Below are 19,421 nucleotides of genomic sequence, written 5' to 3'. Positions count from 1 at the left end.
GAACTGACAGTTTTGGGTCGCTACCACCAGTTCAGCGAACCGGGGATCTGCCGTTCGACGTTACTGCGCCTCGTGCGGCGGCTTACCGCAACTACCCCGCCGCGTTGGCATCCTGCTTTAACCGATAAGCCAGCTGCCGCCGCGTAATCCCCAGTAACCGCGCCGCATGCGTCAGATTTCCGTTCGCGCGGCGCACGGCGAGTTCCACAAGCCGGCGCTCGTGGGCGTCGAGGTCGAAGCCTTCGTCGAGCAAGGCTTCGTACAGGCGCCCGCGGTTCGATTCGACGATGTCAGCGACAAAACCCTCGCGGCCGATTTCGGCGCCGTGCTGGTTGCCTGGAGCGCCGGATGCGAAGAGGTGTTCGAGTTCGATCTGGCCGCCGGGCTCGGCGAGGAGCACGCCGCGCTCGATCAGGTTTTCCAGTTCGCGCACGTTGCCCGGCCAGTCGTGGGCGAGCAGCGCCTGCATCGCGCGGTCGGTGATGCCTTCGACTTTCTTGTGATACGTCGGGGCGATCTTGTCGACGAGCGCGGCGGCAAGCAGCGGAATGTCCGCCTTGCGCTCGCGCAGCGGCGGGATGGTGACCGGGTAGGTCGCGAGGCGGTAATAGAGGTCGGCGCGGAAGCGGCCTTCGGCGATGGCCTGCTGGAGGTTGACGTTGGTCGCCGCGACGAGGCGCACGTTGACCTTGCGCGTCTGGTCGTCGCCGAGCCGTTCGATCTCGCCGGTCTGCAGCACGCGCAGGAGCTTGACCTGGGCGGCGGGTGAGAGGTCGCCCACCTCGTCGAGGAACAGCGTGCCGCCGTTGGCGCGCTCGAAGCGGCCGGGGCGGGAGTGCTGGGCGCCGGTGTAGGCGCCCTTCTGCACGCCGAAGAGTTCGGATTCGATCAGGTCGTGCGGGATGGCGGCGCAGTTGATGGCGACGAAGGGCTGGTCGGCGCGGTCGCTGTGATCGTGCAGCCAGCGCGCGAACATCTCCTTGCCGGCGCCGGTCTCGCCGAGCAGGAGCACGCTGATCGGGCTCTTGGCGGCCTTGTTAACGAGGTCGAAGGCGCTGCGGAAGGCCGGCGAGTTGCCGACGAGCTGGCCGCCCGGCCCCTGCTGCGCGGACAGCGTGGCCTTGAGCTGGCGCACGTCTTCCTGCAACTGACGCAGCTTGCATTCGACGTTGTCGGGGCGGAAGTAGTCGAGGTAGTCGTCGTCGAACTTCCAGTCCTCGGCGGGCTTGCCGACGATGAGGCAGCGCGGGTCGCCCTTGCCGGTGCATTCGACTTCGCGGAAGACGATGAAGCGCTTGAGGAAGTAGCTCGAATAGCCGGATGCGTAGCCGACGAGGCTCCAGCACGCGACGTCTTCGCCGACGCCGAAGTGCTGGACGTGGGATTCGGCCTCCCAGGAGTTCTCCCACAACACCTCGCCGAAGAAGGTGCCTCGCTCCCAGTCGATCTTGGCGTCGAGGATGGTGGGTTTGACGAGCCCTTCGAAGGCGTGCAGCTCGGGGCCGATCTGGAAGGCGTCGTAGGCCTTGAGCTGGTTCGAGAGTTTGCCGGCGAGTTCGGCGTCGTGACGGCCGGAGGCGAAGCCCATGCGCAGCAACACCCCCTTCGCCCGTTTCGCACCGAGCGAATCGAAGAGTTCCTTGCGCAGCGCGCCGAAGGCCTGCGCGTGGAACATCAGCATGCGGTTCTCGCCGAGCCAGATGTGGCCGCTGTCGATGTTGAACCGCAGCCGCGAGCGCAGGTTGAACTGCTCGATCAGCTTCTCGTGCATCCGGGGGTCTCTCCTCGCCGGGGCGCCGTTCGTGCGGCGCCCTACTTGTAATAACTGACGTCTAATTATCGCTCGAAGCGGTCATGTTCATCAGTTTTACGAAGAGTTTCCTGAGACTTTCGTCGTATTCGCCCCCCACGCGGAAGTCGCCGTTGGCACGGAAGGCATGTTCGATCGCGCGCCAGTCCTCGTCGGTGAGGTGTTTGCGCGCGGCTGGCAGGATCTGCTCCTCCTCGGTGTTCAGGTGCTGCCACTGCAACGCCGCATTGCGCGGTCTTCTTGATCCCCATGTCTTCCTCCTTGAACGATGACCTTGATGGTTCTTGTGTAGGCAGGAAGTTATCGGGGGCGGGAATTACCGTCCAATACCATTAATTGGCAACCTCCATACCTTCAAGGTATTGTGTTGGCGACCTTCCGCTTACCCATCCGGGGAATACATGGACCTCCGACACCTTCGTTACTTCATCGCCGTCGCCGAGGAGGAAAACATCGGCCGCGCCGCCGCACGGCTGCACATCTCGCAGCCGCCGCTCACGCGGCAGATCCAGCAACTGGAGGAAGAACTGGGCGTGCGGCTGTTCAACCGTACACCCAAGGGGATGGAACTCACCCAGGCGGGCGAACTGTTCCTGGAAGAAGCGCGCAACATCCGCTCCGTCGTCGAGCAGGCGACGGAACGCACCCAGCGCGCAGGTCAGGGGAAGCTCGGGCGGCTCGACATCGCGATCTTCGGTTCGGGCATCCTCGGCATCATCCCCAGGCTCCTGCTCGCCTTCCGCACCGCCTATCCCGAAGTGAAGATCGTGTTGCACACGATGACCAAGGCGGAACAGATCGAGGCCCTGCGCCAGCGACGTATCACACTCGGCTTCAACCGCATGCTCGCGCCCCTGCCCGACCTCGCGACCGAACTCGTCGCGACCGAGCCGCTACTGCTCGCGATCAACGAAAGCCACCCGCTCGCCCGCGAGGAGTCGGTGTCTTTCCCCATGCTCGCCGAGCATCCGATGGTGCTGTTCCCGACCGGCGCCCGCCCCAACTTCATCGACAAGGTGATGCGGCTGTGCGAGGAAGCCGGCTTCGTGCCCCAAGTGTCTCAGGAAGTCGGCGACGCAGTCACCGGCGTCGCGCTGGTGGCGGGCGGCTTCGGCATCTGCCTCGTGCCCGAATCAGTCACCGCGCTGACCCTGCCCGGCGTCGTCTTCCGCCCCCTGCACGACACCCCGCCCAACTGCCGCATCGACCTGAGCTGTCTTTATCGCGCCGACGACCAGTCGCCGATCCTTTCGGAATTCCTCGAGACCGTACGCGCATTCCGCGGGGCTCGCGTTGCCGGGCATTCGCCCGGAATCCAGACGGAAACCGCCTGGGACACGGGAATCTGAGAATGACGGGCGTGTCGGCCTTTGAGGCTTTAGCGAGGAGGATCTTCGGGTTGGCTAAGATCCACTCCTCGCCGCAGCGCCGGCGCGTCAGCGCCCGAGGTCTTTCGCGGTCTGTCCGGCAATGCCCCAGTTGGTCTTGGGCACGTCCTGGATCCACACGCGGACGTTCTCCTTCGGCGCGCCGACGGCCTCGACGAGGGCCTGGGTGACCTTCTCGATCACCGCGCGCTTCTGCTCCTCGCTGCGTCCTTCCACGAGGTAGATTTGGGCGAATGGCATTTGCGGTCTCCTTCTGCTGTCGTTCAGGCGAAACGCACGGACACGGAACCCAGGTCCTGCACGCGCAGCGTCACCGCGTCGCCGGGCTGCACGGCGACGGCCTCGGTGATGCCGCCCGAGAGGATCAGCGTACCGGCGGGGATTTCCTCGCCCCTCTCGCCGAGCATGTTCGCGAGCATCGCGATCGCCGCGGCGGGATGGCCGAGCACCGCGGCGCCGGCGCCGAAGGCCACCGGCTCGCCGTTCTTCTCCAGCACCACGCCCAGCGTGCGCAAGTCGAGCGCCGCGACGTCGCCCATGCGCCCGCCGACCACGAAACGCGAGGACGAGCAGTTGTCGGCGACCACGCTCTTGAGGTCGAACTTGAAGTCGCGGTAGCGGCTGTCGATGATCTCGATCGCCGGAATCACGAAGTCGGTCGCCGCGAGCACCGCGCCGATGTGGCAGCCGGGGCCGCGCAGCGGCGCCTTGGTGACGAAGGCGATCTCGGGCTCGACCTTGGGGTGGATCAGCTTCGCGCTGTCGACCTCGCCGCCGTCGGGCACCGCGAAGTAGTCGGCGAGGAAGCCGAACACCGGCGTCTCGACGCCCATCTGCTTCATCTTCGCGTGCGAGGTCAGCCCCGCCTTGAGGCCGACGATGCGCGCGCCGCGCGCGAGCTTGCGCCGCTTGATCTCGTCCTGGATCGCGTAGGCGTCGTCCCAGTCCATGTCCGGGTGGTCGTCGGTGATCTTGGTCGTGTCGCGCGCCTCGAGCTCGCAGCCCTCCAGCCGCGTCGCGAGCCGCTCGATGATTTCGCGGTCGAGCTTCATGCCGCCACCTCCTGCTGCCGGGCCTTGGCCAGCGTCATCGCGGTGTCCTCGATCATGTCCTCCTGCCCGCCGACCATGCCGCGGCGGCCCATCTCGACGAGGATCTCACGCGCCGGCACACCGTATTTCTTCTCGGCGCGCTTGGCGAACAAGAGGAAGGAGCCATACACGCCGGCATAGCCGAGCGTGAGCGCGTCGCGGTCGATGCGGATCGGGAAGTCCATGACCGGCACGACGAGGTCTTCGGCGACGTCCTGGATCGCGAACACGTCGACACCGGTTTCGATGCCCATCAGCTCGCACACCGCGACGAGCACTTCCATCGGCGTGTTGCCCGCGCCCGCGCCGAGGCCCGCCGCCGCCGCGTCGATGCGGTTCGCGCCCGCCTCGATCGCCGCGATCGAGTTCGCCACCCCCATCGCGAGGTTGTGGTGGCCATGGAAACCCAGCTCGGTCTCGGGTTTGAGCGCCGCACGCACCGCGCTGATGCGCGCCTTCACCGTGTCGGGCAGAAGATGCCCGGCCGAATCGGTGATGTAGATGCAGTTCGCGCCGTAGGACTCCATCAGCTTCGCCTGCGTGACGAGCCCTTCGGGGCTGTTCATGTGCGCCATCATCAGGAAGCCGACGGTATCCATGCCGAGCTTGCGCGCCGCGCCGATGTGCTGCTCGGACACGTCCGCCTCGGTGCAGTGGGTCGCCACGCGGATCGTCGCCACGCCCAGCTCGTGCGCCATCTTCAGGTGGTCGACGGTGCCGATGCCCGGCAGCAGCAGCGCCGACACCTTGGCCTGCTTCATCAGCGGGATCACCGTCGACAGGTATTCCTCGTCGGTGTGCGCGGGGAAGCCGTAGTTCACGGAGCTGCCGCCGAGGCCGTCGCCGTGCGTGACCTCGATCAGCGGCACGCCCGCTGCGTCGAGCCCGCAGGCGATGGTCTTCATCTGTTCGAGCGTCATCAGGTGGCGCTTCGGGTGCATGCCGTCCCGCAGGGTCATATCGTGGACGGTGATTTTCTTGCCGCGAAGGTTCATGTCGGTCTCCGGTCAGGCGGCCACGGCGGCGCGCGGTTCGAGGGTGAGGCGCCCGGCGAGGATCTCCTCGGCGAACATCTCGGCGGTGCGCGCGGCGGCGGCGGTCATGATGTCGAGGTTGCCGGCGTACTTCGGCAGGTAGTCGCCCAGGCCTTCCACTTCGAGGAAGACCGACACGCGCTTGCCGTCGAAGACGGGGCCGTTGACGAGGCGGTAGCCCGGCACGTACTTCTGCACTTCGGCGATCATCGCGTGGATCGACGCGGTGATCGCCGCCTGGTCGGGCTCGGACTCGGTCAGGCAATGCACGGTGTCGCGCATGATGAGCGGCGGCTCGGCGGGGTTGATGATGATGATGGCCTTGCCCCGCTTCGCGCCGCCGACGCGCTCGACCGCACCGGCGGTGGTGCGCGTGAACTCGTCGATGTTCTTGCGCGTGCCGGGGCCGACCGAGCGGCTGGAGACGGTGGCGACGATCTCGCCGTAGGCGACCGGCTGCACGCGCGACACGGCCGCGACCATCGGGATCGTCGCCTGGCCACCGCAGGTGACCATGTTCACGTTCATTTCGCCCTGCCCGACATGGTCCTTGAGATTGACCGGCGGCACGCAGTAGGGGCCGATCGCGGCGGGCGTGAGGTCGATCATCAGCACGCCCAGCTCGTTGAGCTTGCGGCTGTTCTCGGCATGCACGTAGGCGCTGGTCGCGTCGAAGGCGATCCGGACGTCGTCCGCAACCACGTGCGGCAGCAGGCCGTCGACGCCCTCGGCGGTGGTCTTCAGGCCCATCTCGCGCGCACGCACCAGGCCGTCGGAGGCCGGGTCGATGCCGACCATCCACACCGGCTCCAGCACCGGGCTGCGCATCAGCTTCGCCAGCAGGTCGGTGCCGATGTTGCCGGGACCGATCAGGGCGCATCGGATCTTCTTGCTCATGTTGTCTCTTCCTTCTCTCTGGGGGCGGGGGTTCAGACGAAGCGCACCGAGCAGCCGCCGATGCCGCCGATCGTCACGCGCAGGTTGTCGCCGGCCTTCACCGGCACCATCGCCGCGAGCGAGCCGGACAGGATCACTTCGCCGGCCTTGAGCGGGATGTCGAGGCTGCCGAGGGTGTTGGCGAGCCATGCGACGGCATTCGCCGGGGCGCCGAGCGCCGCCGCGCCGGCACCGGTGGCGACGATCTCGCCGTTCTTCTCCAGCACCATGCCGCAGGTGTTGAGGTCGACGCGGCGCGGGTCGACGAGGCGGTCGCCGAGCACGAACACGCCGCACGAGGCGTTGTCGGCGACGGTGTCCTGGACCTTGATCTTCCAGTCGCGGATGCGCGAATCGACGATCTCGAAGCAGGTCATCACGCCTTCGGTCGCCGCTAGCACGTCGGCCGCGGTCACGCCCGGGCCCTTCAGGTCGCGCTTCAGCACGAAGGCAATCTCGCCTTCGGCCTTGGGCTGGATCAGCGTGTCGGCGGCGATCGCCTCGCCCTCGTTGTACAGCATGCCGTCGAGCAGCATGCCGAAGTCGGGCTGGTACACGCCCAGCATGTTCATCACGGCGCGGCTGGTGACGCCGATCTTCTTGCCGACGATGCACTCGCCGGCTTCGAGCCGCCGCGCAATCATGCGCTGCTGCACGCGGTAGGCGTCCTCGATGGTGATGTCGGGATGGCGCTCGGTGAGCGGCGCGAGCGTCTCGCGCTTCACCAGCGCCTGGTACAGTTCGTCGCCGAGTCGTTCGATCAGTCGTTGGTCCATGTCAGCCTCGGATCAGGGGTTGGGGTTCGTCGGCGCCCGCCTCGGCGACGAAGTCGCCGACCAGGCAGGCGAAGCGGGCGGCGTGCTCGATCTGCGTCCAGTGGCCGCAGCGGCCATACACGTGCAGCTGCGTGCGCGGGATCCAGGCCGCCAGCGTCAGCGAATTGGCGATCGGGATGACGCGGTCCTCGCGGCCGTGGATCACCAGCGTCTCGTGCGGCAGCGCGCGGATGTCGGCCTCGCGGCTCGCCAGCGCGTCGACCCAGCGCTGGCGCGGGGCCGGGAACATCGCCGCGAATGACTCCTGGAAGCCGGGGCGGATGCTCGCCTCGTAGCGCAGCCGCGCGAGCTCGTCGTTCACCAACGCGCGGTCCCACGCGAAGAGATCGAGCAGCGCGCGCATGTTGTCGAGCGCGGGCGTATAGCCCCACACCGCATCGAGCCCGGGCGTGATCGCGAAGGGCACGCCGACGCTGCCCATCAGCACCAGCCGGCGCACGCGGCGCGGATGGCGGATCGCGAGCGCCAGCGCCAGCGCGCCGCCGAAGGAGTTGCCGACGAGGTCGGCGCGTTCGATGTCGAGCGCATCGAGCAGGCCCACCGCCTGGGCGACCCACACGTCGAGGTCGTAGCGCTGCCCCGCGGGGCGCTCGCTGAAGCCAAAGCCGACCATGTCGGGCGCGATCACGCGCGCCCGCTCGGCGAGCATCGGCATCACCAGCCGCCAGTTGGCCCACGCCGACACGCCCGGGCCCGAGCCGTGGATCATCAGCAGCGGGTGGCCGGCGCCGAGATCGTGGTAGTTCGTGCGGATGCCGGCAGCGGCGACGCTGCGGGCGATCTCCGGAGAGTTGTCGCTCATCGCCGCACGCTCACAGCTTGATGCACACGTTCTTGAGCTCGGTGTAGAACTCGAGCGAATGCACCCCGCCCTCGCGGCCGATGCCCGACTGCTTGGCGCCGCCGAAGGGGGTGCGCAGGTCGCGCAGGAACCAGGAATTCACCCACACCAGGCCGGCCTCGATCCGCCCCGCGACGCGGTGCGCACGGGCGAGGTCCTTCGTCCACACCGAGCAGGCGAGGCCGTAGTCGGTGTCGTTGGCGCGGCGGATCACCTCGTCCTCGGCGTCGAAGGGCTGGATCAGCGTGCAGGGGCCAAAGATCTCCTCGCGCGCGATCGGCGAGTCGTCGCCGAGCCCGGTCCAGATCGTCGGCTCGACCCACGCGCCGTGCGCGAGCTCGCCCGGCATCGCGGGCGCGCCACCACCGGTGACCACGGTCGCACCGAGCTCCTTCGCCTTCGCGTAATAGCCCAGCACCTTGTCGCGATGCTCCTGCGAGATCAGCGGCCCCATGCCGGTCGCCTCGTCCTCGGGCACGCCGAGCTTGAGGCTTTCGGCGCCGGTCTTCAGCGCGGCAACGAAGCGCTCGAAGATCGGCCGCTCGACATACACGCGCTCGGTGCCGAGGCAGACCTGGCCGCAATTGACGAACACCGAGCGCATCGTGCCTTCGATCGCGGCGTCGAAGTCGCAGTCGGCGAACACGATCGCCGCATTCTTGCCGCCCATCTCCAGCGACACCGGGCGCGCGCCGTCCGCCGCGGCCTTCATGATCGCCGCGCCGGTGCGTGTCTCGCCGGTGAAGGTGATCGCGTTCACCTGCGGGTGCGTGGTCACGAACTCGCCCGCCGAACCGGGGCCGAAGCCATGCACGACGTTGTAGACGCCCTTCGGGATGCCGACCTCGTTCATCACCTCGCCGAGCAGCGTCGCGGTCTGCGGCGTCTCCTCGGAGGGTTTCACGACCACCGTGTTGCCGCACGCGAGCGCCGGGCCGACTTTCCAGGTCATCAGCAGCAGCGGCAGGTTCCACGGGCAGATCACACCGACCACGCCGACCGGGCGGCGCACCGCGTAGTTCAGCGCGCCGCGGCCGTCGGGCGTGGCCATCTCGAAGAACTCGGTCGGCACGCTCTTCACGACGTCGGCGAACACCTTGAAGTTCGCCGCGCCGCGCGGGATGTCGATGTGGCGCGCGAGGCTCGCGGGCTTGCCGGTGTCGGCGCATTCGGCGGCGAGGAACTCGTCGAAGCGGCGGTTGATGCCGTCGGCGAGCGCGTTGAGCCGCTCGACGCGCTCGGCCACCGTCATGCGCCCCCACGGGCCGTTGAGCGCCGCGCGCGCGGCGGCGACCGCCGCATCGACCTCGCGCTTGCCCGCCTCATGCACCGCGGCGATGACGCGGTTGTCGAGCGGCGAACGCTTGTCGAAAGTCCGCTCGGTGGCGACGAACTCGCCGTTGATGAAGTTGTGGATCTGTTTCATCGAATGCCTCCGCTATTCCTGGATGTCGGCGCCGATCGCCGCAAGCCCTGCGCGCGCACAGACGTCGTCCTGTTCTTCCGAGGCACCGGACACGCCGATGCCGCCAATCAGTTCGCCGGCCACTCGGATCGGCAGCCCCCCGCCGAACACCACCAGGCGCGGCCGCGCCGAGAAACCGAGCTTCATGCCTTCGTTGCCGGCGACCACGTCCATCCACTGGCCGGTCGGGAAACCGAAGCCGGCGGCCGTGTAGGCCTTGTCGATCGCGATGTCGATCGACTGGGGAAAGGCGCCGGGCATGCGAAGGAAGGCCACCAGGTTGCCCGCCGCATCGGCGACGCCGACGTTCACCCGCAGGCCGAGCGCTTCGGCATGGCGCACCGCGGCCGCGACGGCCGCGTGCGCGGCTTCCCAGGACACGGTGGATTGCGGGACTGCGACTTTCATCGGCGACTCTCCTGCGGGCGATGTTGCGACGTTGGGTTCAAGATAATTCCTCAGAATCTCGACGTCAACTACAAATCTCGATATTTTTTCACTGCGCGGAAGAAGTGAGTCGGCTAGAATTCTCCTACCCATACTTGAACTTCCGGCTGCCATGATCGACGCCACCGTTTCCGACATCCTCGAGACCGACGAGCCCAAGACCCTCGTCGAGGCCGCCTACAAGCGGCTGCGGCGCGACATCATCGAAGGCATGCACCCGCCGGGCGAGAAACTGCGCGTCGAGCACCTGAAGGAGCAGTACGACGTCGGCGCCGGCACGCTGCGCGAGGCGCTGCTGCTGCTCGTCACCGACGCGCTGGTGGTCGGTCAGGGGCAGCGCGGCTTCCGCGTCGCGCCGATCTCGCTGGCCGACTTCGAGGACATCACGCGCACCCGCGTGCTGCTCGAAACCGAGGCGCTGCGGCAGGCGATCGCGCGCGGCAACGAGGAATGGGAAGCCGGCCTCGTCGGCGCCTTCCATCGCCTGTCACGCGCCGAGCAGAAACTCGCCGAGCACGATCCCGGCGCTACCGAGGACTGGGAGAAGCGCAACCGCGCCTTCCACGAGGCGCTGATCGCCGCCTGCCCGTCGCGCTGGATCCGCCACTTCCAGCACATCCTCTACCAGCAGTCGGAGCGCTACCGGCGCATCAGCCTGTTCCGCCAGCCGATCCCGCGCGACATCCATGCGGAGCACCAGGCGCTCGTCGACGCGACGCTCGCGCGCGATGCGACACGCGCGACCTCGATCCTGTCCGAACACATCCTGCGCACGCTCGACGCCGTGAAGCAGATGCCGCAGGACTTCTTCGCGCGCGGCAAGCGCCCCTGAGCGCGCGGCGCCGCGCCGGCGCGGCATGCGCCCTGTCGTCCGCACCTGGGACCGAAGGATGAAATCGATACGCGCACTCGAACGCGGACTCGAAGTGCTGCAACTGCTGCAACAGAGCGAAGGCCGCTCGCTGCAGCAGCTGCACGATGCGACGGGACTCCCCAAACCGACCCTGCTGCGCATCCTGCACACGCTGGAGCAGGCCGGCATCGCGTGGCGCGCAATCTACGACGGGCTGTGGCGGCGCGCCATCGCGCTGCCGGCCGCACAGCGCCCGCCCGAGGCGACGCAGCGCCTCGCCGAGCTTGCCGCCCCGCACCTGGCCGCGCTGCAGCGCAAGGCGCTGTGGCCGTCCGACCTGCTGGTTTACAAGGACTACATGATGGAGCTCGCCGAGAGCTCGCGGCGCTTGTCGGGCCTGTCGCTGAACTCGCGCTACCACCTCGGCTACCGCGTGGACCTCTTCCTGTCGGCCCCGGGGCGCGCGTGGCTCTCGTTCTGCACGCAGGCGCAGCGCGACGACGTGATGGCGCATTACCGCGCCCATCCGCCGGAGAACCCGCGCAGCGCGATCGTGCTGCGCCGCGAAATCGACGCGATCCTCGACGAGACGCGGCGCCAGGGCTATGCCGTGCGCGACGCGATCTTCGGCGGCGGCGTCGAGGACATCAGCGAGTTCGACGACGGGCTCGACGCGATCGCGGTGCCCGTCCTTGCCGCCGACGGCGTGCAGGGCTGCATCAACATGATCTGGCCGCGCCGCTACGGCCTGCGCGCCAAGGTCGTCGAGGCGCACCTCGGCGACCTGCAGGCCACCGCTGCCGCGATCGCCGCGGGCGGTTAGCCGCTAGCGCTCCGTCCGCAGCCGCTCGCGCACGATGGAGAGGTTGCGGCTCACGCGCGGGTCGCCCGGCATGAGCGCGGCGGCTGCCTCCAGCTCGCGTGCCGCCTCCTGCCACTGCCCGCGCCCGCCGACGAGCAGGCCCAGCGCGAAATGCAGCTCGCCGGGCCGGGCCGCATTGGGTAGACCATCGCGCAGCACGCGCTCGGCCTCGCCGCCGCGCCCCGCCCCCGCGAGCACGGTCGCGAGGCCGACATGGGCATCGGTGACCGAGGCATCCTGCGCGATCGCGCGCCGGTAATGCCGCTCGGCCTGCGCGACGTCGCCCTGCGCGGCAAAGAGCGAGGCGAGATTGAGCTGCGCCGCCGGCATGTCGGCCATCGCCCGCTGCGCGGCGAGGTATTCCCCGAGTGCGCGGCGGCGCGCGGCGCGATGCTCGGGCGGCAGCTCGTCGTCGGCGACGTCGGCCAGCGCGCGTGCCGCGGCGATGCGCACCGCCCGGCGTGCATCGTCGAGCAATGGCGGCAGCGCCGCGAGCCGCTCGGCCTTGGGATGCACCGCGAAGGCCGCGGCCGCCGCCGCGCGCACGACCGGATCCTCGTCGGCGAGCGCGGCCTGCGGCGTGCGCAGGCCGAAGCTGCCGAGCAGCTCGACCGCGCTCGCGCGCACGATCCCGGGCTGGGCCGCGTCGGTGGCGAGCGCGGCCAGGCGCGCGGGGGCGTCGGCACGGCCCGCGCGCGCCGCGGCGAAGACCTCGCCGTAATGCTCCGGGCGGCTGCGCTCGCCGTGGCGGGCGCGGATGGCGGCCTCCGCCCATTCGGGCGGGCGGTCTGCGTGGCAGCCGGCGCAGGCGTTGGGCGTGCCGATCCGGCGCGTGAGGTCGGGGCGCGGAATGCGGATCGCGTGATCGCGCCGCTCATGCACGATCATGTAGTTGCGCGCCGGCATGTGGCAGTCGACGCACTGGCTGCCCGCAGCGCCTTCGGCGTGGAAGTGGTGCTCGGGCGAGTCGTAGCGCTTCGCCTGCAGGCTGGGGAATCGCGCCGGCGGCGCCGGATTGTGGCACGCCGTGCACAGCGCGTTGCCGCTCGCACGCAGCTTGCCGCCGTGCGGTTCGTGGCAGTCGCTGCAGGCGACGCCGGCTGCGTACATGCGGCTCTGGCGGAACGAGCCGTATTCGAAGACTTCGCCGAGTTGCTGGCCGTCGGCCTGATACAGGTCGGCGCGCAGGTTGTCCGGCACGAAATTGTCGAGCAGCGGCGCCCCCGGCTCGGCATGCTCCTGCAGCCGCGTGCGGCGCGCATGGCAGGCCGCGCACTGGTCGACCTGCGCGTGCGCCGACTGCAGCGCGCGGTTGGACGTCGGCACCGGCGGCCCTTTCGCCCCGCCGGACGCGATGCGCGCCGCGCTCTCGGCATGCGCGCGCCCCGCGCCGTGGCAGGCCTGGCAGTCGACCTCGCCCGCCGCCCAGGTGGTGCTGTAGGCGTCGCGCGCCTCGTCGTACTGCTTGCGATAGGCGGTCGTGTGACACTCCCCGCACATCAGGTTCCAGTTCTGGTAGCGACCGCTCCAGTGCAGCGGCGAGCCGGGTGCGATCCCGCCTTCGGGATACAGCGCGAACCAGCGCTTCGCGCGAGTGTCCCACGCGACCGCGAGCGCCTGCAGCCGACCGCCCGGCAAGGGCACGAGGTACTGCTGCAGCGGACGGACGCCGAGCGTATGCGTCACCGCGAAGTCGCGCTCGACGCCGTCGGCGCCGGTGGTGCGGGCGAAAAAGCCCTTGCCGCGGCGGAAGAAACGCACCGCTTCGCCAGCGCCCGCGAAGCGTGTCCCGTCGAAGTCGCCGAGCACGGTCGCGGGCGTCGCCTGCTGCATCGCCAGGCGGTGCTTCGACCCGGCCCACAGCGCCGCCTGCGCCGGATGGCAGGCGAGGCACCGGGCGTCGGGGACGTAGTCCGGACGCGCCGCGCCCTGTGGCGTGCGGGCGTGCGCGGCGAGCGCCGCCAGCGCCGCGATACAGATGAGGACAACGCGTCCGAACATGGTTCACCTCCTCACTGCCGCCCGGGCGTCCGCCCCGCCCCATCGAGCCGGACGACACGACACACCCGGCGGCGCCCTTGCGCAACGGCGGTCAGAACATCTGCGTGAATCGCAGGAGGAATTTACCCGACTCCCTGAATCCGTTCTCCACCGAGATGTCCCGCCCGTATTGAGCCAGCAGCTGGGTCGCGGGGCCGAACATGTACGAGGCGCCGATCATGTACTTCGTGGTCCGGAGCTCGTTCCCCTGCCTTGCGCCACCGACCTTCGTTTCGCCGCCCCACACATGCGAGAGCCCCGCATGGGCCTCGAATGCGGGCGTGAGCTTGTAGCGGAGATAGGATTGGACCTGATAGGCCACGTCCTGCTCGAGATCAGCGCGGGCGCGGCCGAAATCGTCGTTTTTGCCGAACAGCGTGACGTCGCCGGTGAGGTCGAACAGGATCTTGTCGCTCAACGCGGTCGTGTAGCCGGTTTGCAGAGCGAATTTCCAGCGATTCTCACCGGCATTCAGGCGCTGATCATGGTTGTAACGGCCGGTCGGAAGATACAGATACGGTGAAATGCCGAAAAAGGTCCGGCTCTTCGGATCGTTCACCAGCCAGACGATGGCGTTGAGCACGACGTCGCCCAGCCCGCTTTCCTTCCCTAACGACGACAGGTCGCGCTTTCCTTCCAGCTCCACGTACGGAACGATGATGTTCGGATCGACCGTATACCCGCCGACCTCGATGAGCTTGTGATATCTCAGCATGGAGACGTCCGAGTCGAGGCGCGCGTCGATCGGCCGGGCATGTCCATCGACGTACTGCTTGTCGCGTTCGATATGGGTCTGGAAGACCTGGAGCGCCGACATCCCCACGGGCAAGGCGGTGAACGCGCCGGGGAGGACATCCGCCGCGGCCGCGGACAGTGAGTGAAACAATCCCAGCACGCAGCAGGCGCCGACAGCTCCCTTGCGGAACAGGGCGCGAATGGCTGCTCGGCAGAGCATGCCAACTTGTTCTTTCATCGTGTTTTCCTTGATTTATTGCGACGAGGTGCCGGGCACGCCCGACTCGCCTTCCGGCAGGGCATGGGAGGCCCGCGCGGAAACCCGGGCGTCACGCCCCTCGCCGTGCTGTTTGCGTTGCCCGCCGCACGGCGCTCGCCACACGTCGGACACGGGTTGCGGGAACGGGTCTTATGGCACGCGGACGCGCCTGCCCCGGCTCATTTGCCCACGGCGGCAGTGCGGGAGTCCGCCTTGCCGGTCGTGGCGGCCTCCAACGCGAGGTCCTCGTAATACTTCCCGCCGTTGCTGTAGCCGGGCCGCGACGCCAGACCCTCGATTTCGAGCGTGCCGGTTTCGGCGACGTACTGGCGCCATGCCGCCAGCAGCTCCTTCAGCTTCCCGGGGTGGCGCGCGGCGAGGTTCTCGCTTTCGGTGCGGTCTTTGGCGATGTTGTACAGCTCCCATTCGCCGGTGCCCCACGGCTTGTTCGCATACACGATCTTCCAGTCGCCCTTGCGCAGCGCCTTGCGCCCGCCCAGCTCCCAGCCGATCGCCTCGTCCGCCCCATGCACGACGCGGGCGCCGTTATTCAGGTAGGCAAGCATCGACTTGCCGCGCAACGGCAGCACCTCGCGCCCCTGGTAGGACGTACCCGGATGCTTCGCGCCGGCCAGCTCGTAGACCGTCGGCGCGACGTCCATCACGTCCGCGAACTCGCGCTTCACCGAGCCGCCTTCGACCCCCGGCCCCCACGCGATCGCCGGCACGCTGATACCGCCCTCGTACAGCATCGACTTGTACAGCTTGAACGGCGTCATGCCGACCTGCGCCCACCCCGGCCCGTACTCCGCGAACGATCCCGGCCGGCCGATGTTCGGCGTGCTGTTGTCCATGTCGTGGTGAATCCACTCGCGCGTGTGCCCGACGTCATACACCGAGTTGCCGTCGGCGCCGTTGTCGGACATGAAGAACACGAAGGTGTTGTCGAGCTCGCCGGTCTGCTTCAGGTAATCCAGCACGCGGCCGATCTGCCGGTCCATGTTGTCGACCATCGCCGCATACACCGCCATGCGGCGCGCTTCCGACAGCTTCTGGGCGGCCGAGAGCGACTCCCACTTCGGCCAGTACGGATGCCCCTCGTACACCGGCGTATCGGCGGCGACCAGGCCGAGCGCCTTCATGCGCTCGAGGCGCGCGCGGCGCAGCGCGTCGTAGCCGTCCTTGTAGCGGTCGACGTACTTGGCGATATCCTCGTCGGGCGCATGCAGCGGCCAGTGCGGCGCGGTGAAGGCGAGGTAGGCGAAGAAAGGCTTGCCGCTCGGCGCATCGGCCTTCAGGTAGTCGATGAGCTTCGTCGCGAAGGCTTCGGACGAATAGAAGTTCTCGCGCGGCAGCTCGACCGACTTGCCGTTCTCGCGGTAGATCGCCTTCGGCGGCTTCGCCGGGTCGACCGCGACGATGCCGCTCTGGTCGCCCCAGTGGCTCGCGCCGCCCTGCACCATCGCGAAGGAACGCTCGAAGCCGCGCGCCGCCGGGCTCATCTCCTCCTTCACGCCGAGATGCCATTTCCCGGCCATCACGGTGCGATAGCCGGCGTCCTTCAGCACCTGGCCCATCGGCACGACGCGCTCGTTCAGATAGCCCTCGTAGCCCGGCTTGCCGCGCTGCTCGGGCAGCATCAGCTCGGCCATGTCGCCGAAGCCGACGAGATGGTTGTCGCTGCCGGACATCAGCATCGCGCGCGTCGGCGAGCAGAACGGCGATGCATAGAAGCTGGTGAGCTTCGCGCCGCCGGCCGCGAGCCGGTCGAGGTTGGGCGTCGCGATCTCGCCGCCGTAGGCGCCGAGGTCCGTGTAGCCGAGGTCGTCAGCGACGATGAGCAGGATGTTGGGCCGCTTCGCCGGCGGGGCGGCGTGCACGGCGGGCAGCGCGGCCGCCAGCGCGACGGCGACGACGCACAGCTTCGCAAGAAGCCGCGGAAGGTGGTTCATGACTGTCTCCTCGAGTTATTGTGCGCAGCGCTTGCGCTGCACGGATATCTTCAACACAAATCTCGAGATTAGCCGGAGAAGGGCCTTCCGTTCCACCTAGTGGAACGTCTGCCGACTAGGCGGCCGGCCGGGATGCGATGCGCACGCCCGCGCTGCGCACCGACGCAAAAAAAGCCTCGTCCGCAGCGCGGGAGCGCGGGCGGCGAGGCAAGGGGGTGGCACAGGGAAAAAAGGGCTGCGCGCCGCTCCGGGAGGAGGCGCGCGCGCAGCCACGGGACGGCGGCGGTGCGCAGGGAGGATCGCCCGCGCCGCCCGTGGGAAAGCCGCGACCGCGCCGCGCGACGGCGGCGCGGACCGGGTCTCAGGACACGACCGAGAGGAAGCGCTCGTTGAGCGCGCGGTCGTGATAGAACACGCTTGCGCCGACTTCGTCCCAGGTCCATTTGATCGGCTTCCAGTCCGGGTAGCACTGGTAGCCGCCGCAGAAGGTCTCGAAGCGGTTGCCCGACGGATCGAAGGCATAGATCGTCGTGCCGCGGGTCACGCCGTGGCGGGTCGGGCCGATGTCGACCGACACGCGGTTCATCGACATGAGGTCGGCCGCGCGCAGCACCTTCTCCCAGCTCTCGAGCAGGAAGGAGATGTGGTGCAGCTTGCCCGGCTCGGGGTGGCGCACGAAGGCGATGTCGTGCGCCTTGATCGAGCACGACAGCCAGATCGCCAGATCGGTCTTGCCGTCTTCCATCACGATGTGCTCGACGAGGTAGAAGCCCAGCACATTGACGAAGATGTCCTGCACCTTCTCGATGTCCGGCCCGTACAGCAGGCAGTGGTCGAGGCGGATCGGCGCGATGCCGCGCTCGGCGTCGGGCGTCCACGGATCCGGGTTCACGTATTCCATGCCGTTGCCGACGTCGGTCTTCTCGGCATAGAGCTCGATCTGGTGGCCCGAGGGCAGTTCGAAGCGGACGCGCTCGCCGGTCTCCAGCATTTCGCCCGGCGGGATGCGCTCGGTGTTGAGGCCGTAGGCGCGCAGATCCGCATTGAGCTTCTCCAGCGTCGCCTTGTCGGCGACCTTGAAGCCGAAGAAATCCAGGCCCGCGCTGTCGGCCTCGCGGATGATCACGCTGTTGTGGTCGCGCTCGTCCCACGCCTTGAAGTAGACGCGTCCCTGCGCGTCGCGCCCGGTCTCGATCAGGCCGAGCACGTTCTTGTAGTGGTGGATGCCTTCCTCGAGGTCCAGCACGCGAAGCTGCACGTGGCCCGGACGCAGTACGCCAGTCATTGCCATTTTGTCGTCTCCTCCAGTTGTCTGCGGCACGGGCCCTCTTCGTTGCCCGCCCGGCTTTTTTAGGCTCGCCGGCGCAATCTCCATCGCGCCGGGCAAGCCGCTCACAAAGTCGTGTCGAACATCCCCTCAGATGCGCTTGAACAGCGGGCTGCGCACCTGCTGCACGTCGGCGGCCGAGAAGAACTTCTCCGTGTAGATGTCGTTCTCGAACAGCCGCCCCTGCATCAGCGTCGTGATGCAGGCGTCGATCATCATCGGCGGCCCGCACAGGTAGGCCTTGTGGCCGCGGAAGTCGCCGCTGAAGTGCGCCTTCGCTGCGTCATGCACGAAACCGCGGAAGCCCTCCCAGCCCGAACCCGCGGGCTCGTCCGAGAGCGCCGGCACGTAGCGGAAGTTCGCGTGGCGCGCCGCGAGCGCGACGAACTCGTCGTGGTAGTAGAGTTCGGCGCGGCTCCTCTGCCCATACACCAGTGTCATCGGCCGCGCGTCGCCCGCCGCGAGCAGGTCGAGGATCATCGAGCGCGGGCTCGACAGGCCCGAACCGCCCGCCATGAAGAGCAGCGCCTCCGGCGCCGACTTGCGCACGAAGAAGCGTCCGTAAGGCCCCGACAGCTTCACGCGGTCGCCCGCGCGCAGCGCCTCGTGCACCCAGGTCGTGCCCTCGCCGCCCGGCACGAGGCGGATGTTCAGCTCCACCTCGCGCCCGCCCGGCGCGCCGGCGAGCGAGAACGCGCGCGTGCAGCGCCCGCCGTCGATCTCCAGGTTCACGTACTGCCCGGCCTGGAAACGGATCGGCGCGTCGAGTTCGACGAACACGCCCTTGATCGTCGGCGTGAGCTGCTCGATGCGGCTCACCGTGCCGGGGAAATCGCGCACCGGAATCGACTCGGCATCCGGCTCCTCCTCGATCTCCGCCTCGATCGTCGCGTCGCTCTGCAGCCGTGCGCAGCACGCCAGCGCCTTGCCTTCGTCGCGCTCGAAATCCATCAGCGCGAAGCTCGACGCCTCGCCGTGCTCGACCTCGCCGTCGGTGACCTGGATCTTGCACGTCGCGCACAGGCCGTGGCAGCACGCATGGGGGATCCACACGCCGGCGCGCAGCGCGGCGTCGAGAATCGTCTGGTCCTCCTCGACCGTGATCGTCTGGCCGAGGGGTTCGATCGTCAGTTCATAGCTCACGGCGTCCCTCCTAGCTGCAGGAGCCGGCGATTCCCGTCAGCCCCGGGGTGCGGAAGCGGATCACGTCCTTGTGACCCAGCCCGTTGTCGGCGAGCGACTTGCCGAAATCCGGCATCCAGCGCCGGCCCGACTTGAACCACTCGGCCTTCGCCCAGTCGATGCGGGCGAAGTCCGGGTGGTAACCGAACGCGCCCGGCAACACCTGCTCGACGACGGTGCCGAAAGGCATCGTCGGCGGCAGCGGAAAGGCGAAGGGCGCGCAGAACATCAGGTGGTCTTCCCAGCCCACGTACAGCAGTTGGGCGCCGTGGAATTTCGCCGGCGCGTCGGCGGGCTCGAACTCGTATTTGCGCAGGGCAGCAACGGCCATTTGTCTCGTCTCCTCTCTGTCTCTTGGTCGGC

19 protein-coding genes are annotated in these 19,421 nt (G+C 68.4%); 3 read left to right on the top strand and 16 right to left on the bottom strand.

Annotated elements, in window-relative coordinates:
* Positions 1-91: 91 nt before the first annotated feature.
* Both CDA09_RS10355 and CDA09_RS10350 read right to left on the bottom strand, forming a co-directional pair.
* Entirely contained in the window at positions 92-1,771 is a 1,680-nt protein-coding gene (locus CDA09_RS10355; RefSeq protein ID WP_121428548.1) for a sigma-54-dependent Fis family transcriptional regulator, read from the bottom strand.
* Between the two features lie 61 nt (positions 1,772-1,832).
* Positions 1,833-2,030, bottom strand: a complete 198-nt coding sequence (locus CDA09_RS10350; protein WP_174718432.1) for a hypothetical protein — start codon at positions 2,028-2,030, stop codon at positions 1,833-1,835.
* 181 nt (positions 2,031-2,211) lie between these two features.
* On the opposite strand from CDA09_RS10350, the gene CDA09_RS10345 reads away from it, so the two are divergent.
* Positions 2,212-3,159, top strand: a complete 948-nt coding sequence (locus tag CDA09_RS10345) for a LysR family transcriptional regulator (protein ID WP_121428547.1) — start codon at positions 2,212-2,214, stop codon at positions 3,157-3,159.
* A gap of 87 nt (positions 3,160-3,246) precedes the next feature.
* Here the strand turns inward: CDA09_RS10345 and thmT are convergent, their stop codons facing one another.
* From thmT to CDA09_RS10305, 8 genes are read right to left on the bottom strand one after another with little or no spacing between them, the layout of a single operon-like run.
* The gene (gene thmT, locus CDA09_RS10340) at positions 3,247-3,438 is read right to left on the bottom strand and encodes a 2-hydroxymuconate tautomerase (RefSeq protein ID WP_018993067.1); all 192 of its coding nucleotides are present in this window, start codon (positions 3,436-3,438) and stop codon (positions 3,247-3,249) included.
* A gap of 23 nt (positions 3,439-3,461) precedes the next feature.
* Entirely contained in the window at positions 3,462-4,250 is a 789-nt protein-coding gene (gene dmpH / locus CDA09_RS10335) for a 2-oxo-3-hexenedioate decarboxylase (protein WP_121428546.1), read from the bottom strand.
* A complete protein-coding gene (gene dmpG, locus CDA09_RS10330; protein ID WP_121428545.1) occupies positions 4,247-5,284 on the bottom strand; it encodes a 4-hydroxy-2-oxovalerate aldolase in 1,038 nt (345 codons plus the stop codon). Before dmpG ends, dmpH begins: the two co-directional genes overlap by 4 nt.
* A 12-nt stretch (positions 5,285-5,296) precedes the next feature.
* The gene (locus CDA09_RS10325; protein WP_121428544.1) at positions 5,297-6,220 is read right to left on the bottom strand and encodes an acetaldehyde dehydrogenase (acetylating); all 924 of its coding nucleotides are present in this window, start codon (positions 6,218-6,220) and stop codon (positions 5,297-5,299) included.
* A gap of 32 nt (positions 6,221-6,252) precedes the next feature.
* Positions 6,253-7,035 (bottom strand): 2-oxopent-4-enoate hydratase, encoded by a 783-nt coding sequence (dmpE, locus tag CDA09_RS10320; protein WP_121428543.1) that lies wholly within the window; start codon positions 7,033-7,035, stop codon positions 6,253-6,255.
* Position 7,036: 1 nt separating this feature from the next.
* Positions 7,037-7,897 carry an alpha/beta fold hydrolase gene (locus CDA09_RS10315; protein ID WP_121428542.1) on the bottom strand — a complete coding sequence of 287 codons (861 nt, stop codon included), beginning with the start codon at positions 7,895-7,897 and terminating at the stop codon, positions 7,037-7,039.
* Between the two features lie 10 nt (positions 7,898-7,907).
* On the bottom strand, positions 7,908-9,362 hold the full coding sequence (locus CDA09_RS10310; protein WP_121428541.1) for a 2-hydroxymuconic semialdehyde dehydrogenase: 1,455 nt from the start codon (positions 9,360-9,362) through the stop codon (positions 7,908-7,910).
* 12 nt (positions 9,363-9,374) lie between these two features.
* Positions 9,375-9,809 (bottom strand): GlcG/HbpS family heme-binding protein, encoded by a 435-nt coding sequence (locus CDA09_RS10305; RefSeq protein WP_121428540.1) that lies wholly within the window; start codon positions 9,807-9,809, stop codon positions 9,375-9,377.
* A gap of 151 nt (positions 9,810-9,960) precedes the next feature.
* On the opposite strand from CDA09_RS10305, the gene CDA09_RS10300 reads away from it, so the two are divergent.
* Together CDA09_RS10300 and CDA09_RS10295 are read left to right on the top strand one after the other, a co-directional pair.
* Positions 9,961-10,680 carry an FCD domain-containing protein gene (locus CDA09_RS10300; protein WP_121428539.1) on the top strand — a complete coding sequence of 240 codons (720 nt, stop codon included), beginning with the start codon at positions 9,961-9,963 and terminating at the stop codon, positions 10,678-10,680.
* A gap of 58 nt (positions 10,681-10,738) precedes the next feature.
* Entirely contained in the window at positions 10,739-11,524 is a 786-nt protein-coding gene (locus CDA09_RS10295; protein WP_121428538.1) for a helix-turn-helix domain-containing protein, read from the top strand.
* Positions 11,525-11,527: 3 nt separating this feature from the next.
* On the opposite strand, the gene CDA09_RS10290 is transcribed toward CDA09_RS10295, so the two are convergent.
* From CDA09_RS10290 to CDA09_RS10265, 6 genes are all read right to left on the bottom strand, one after another.
* Positions 11,528-13,564: a cytochrome c3 family protein gene (locus CDA09_RS10290; protein WP_121428537.1), complete on the bottom strand. Its 2,037-nt coding sequence runs from the start codon at positions 13,562-13,564 to the stop codon at positions 11,528-11,530.
* Positions 13,565-13,655: 91 nt separating this feature from the next.
* Complete coding sequence (locus tag CDA09_RS10285; RefSeq protein ID WP_286164456.1) at positions 13,656-14,576, bottom strand: transporter; 921 nt, start codon at positions 14,574-14,576, stop codon at positions 13,656-13,658.
* Between the two features lie 200 nt (positions 14,577-14,776).
* A complete protein-coding gene (locus tag CDA09_RS10280) occupies positions 14,777-16,549 on the bottom strand; it encodes an arylsulfatase (RefSeq protein WP_121428536.1) in 1,773 nt (590 codons plus the stop codon).
* A gap of 361 nt (positions 16,550-16,910) precedes the next feature.
* The gene (locus CDA09_RS10275; RefSeq protein WP_121428535.1) at positions 16,911-17,840 is read right to left on the bottom strand and encodes a catechol 2,3-dioxygenase; all 930 of its coding nucleotides are present in this window, start codon (positions 17,838-17,840) and stop codon (positions 16,911-16,913) included.
* Positions 17,841-17,966: 126 nt separating this feature from the next.
* Entirely contained in the window at positions 17,967-19,019 is a 1,053-nt protein-coding gene (locus CDA09_RS10270; protein WP_121428534.1) for an NADH:ubiquinone reductase (Na(+)-transporting) subunit F, read from the bottom strand.
* Between the two features lie 10 nt (positions 19,020-19,029).
* Positions 19,030-19,389 carry a phenol hydroxylase subunit P4 gene (locus CDA09_RS10265; protein ID WP_121428533.1) on the bottom strand — a complete coding sequence of 120 codons (360 nt, stop codon included), beginning with the start codon at positions 19,387-19,389 and terminating at the stop codon, positions 19,030-19,032.
* Positions 19,390-19,421 lie beyond the last annotated feature (32 nt).

The organism is Azoarcus sp. DN11 (assembly GCF_003628555.1).
GTDB lineage: Bacteria > Pseudomonadota > Gammaproteobacteria > Burkholderiales > Rhodocyclaceae > Aromatoleum.
The sequence above is the reverse complement of the archived record's forward strand: the minus strand, read 5'-3'. Positions and strand labels throughout refer to the sequence as shown.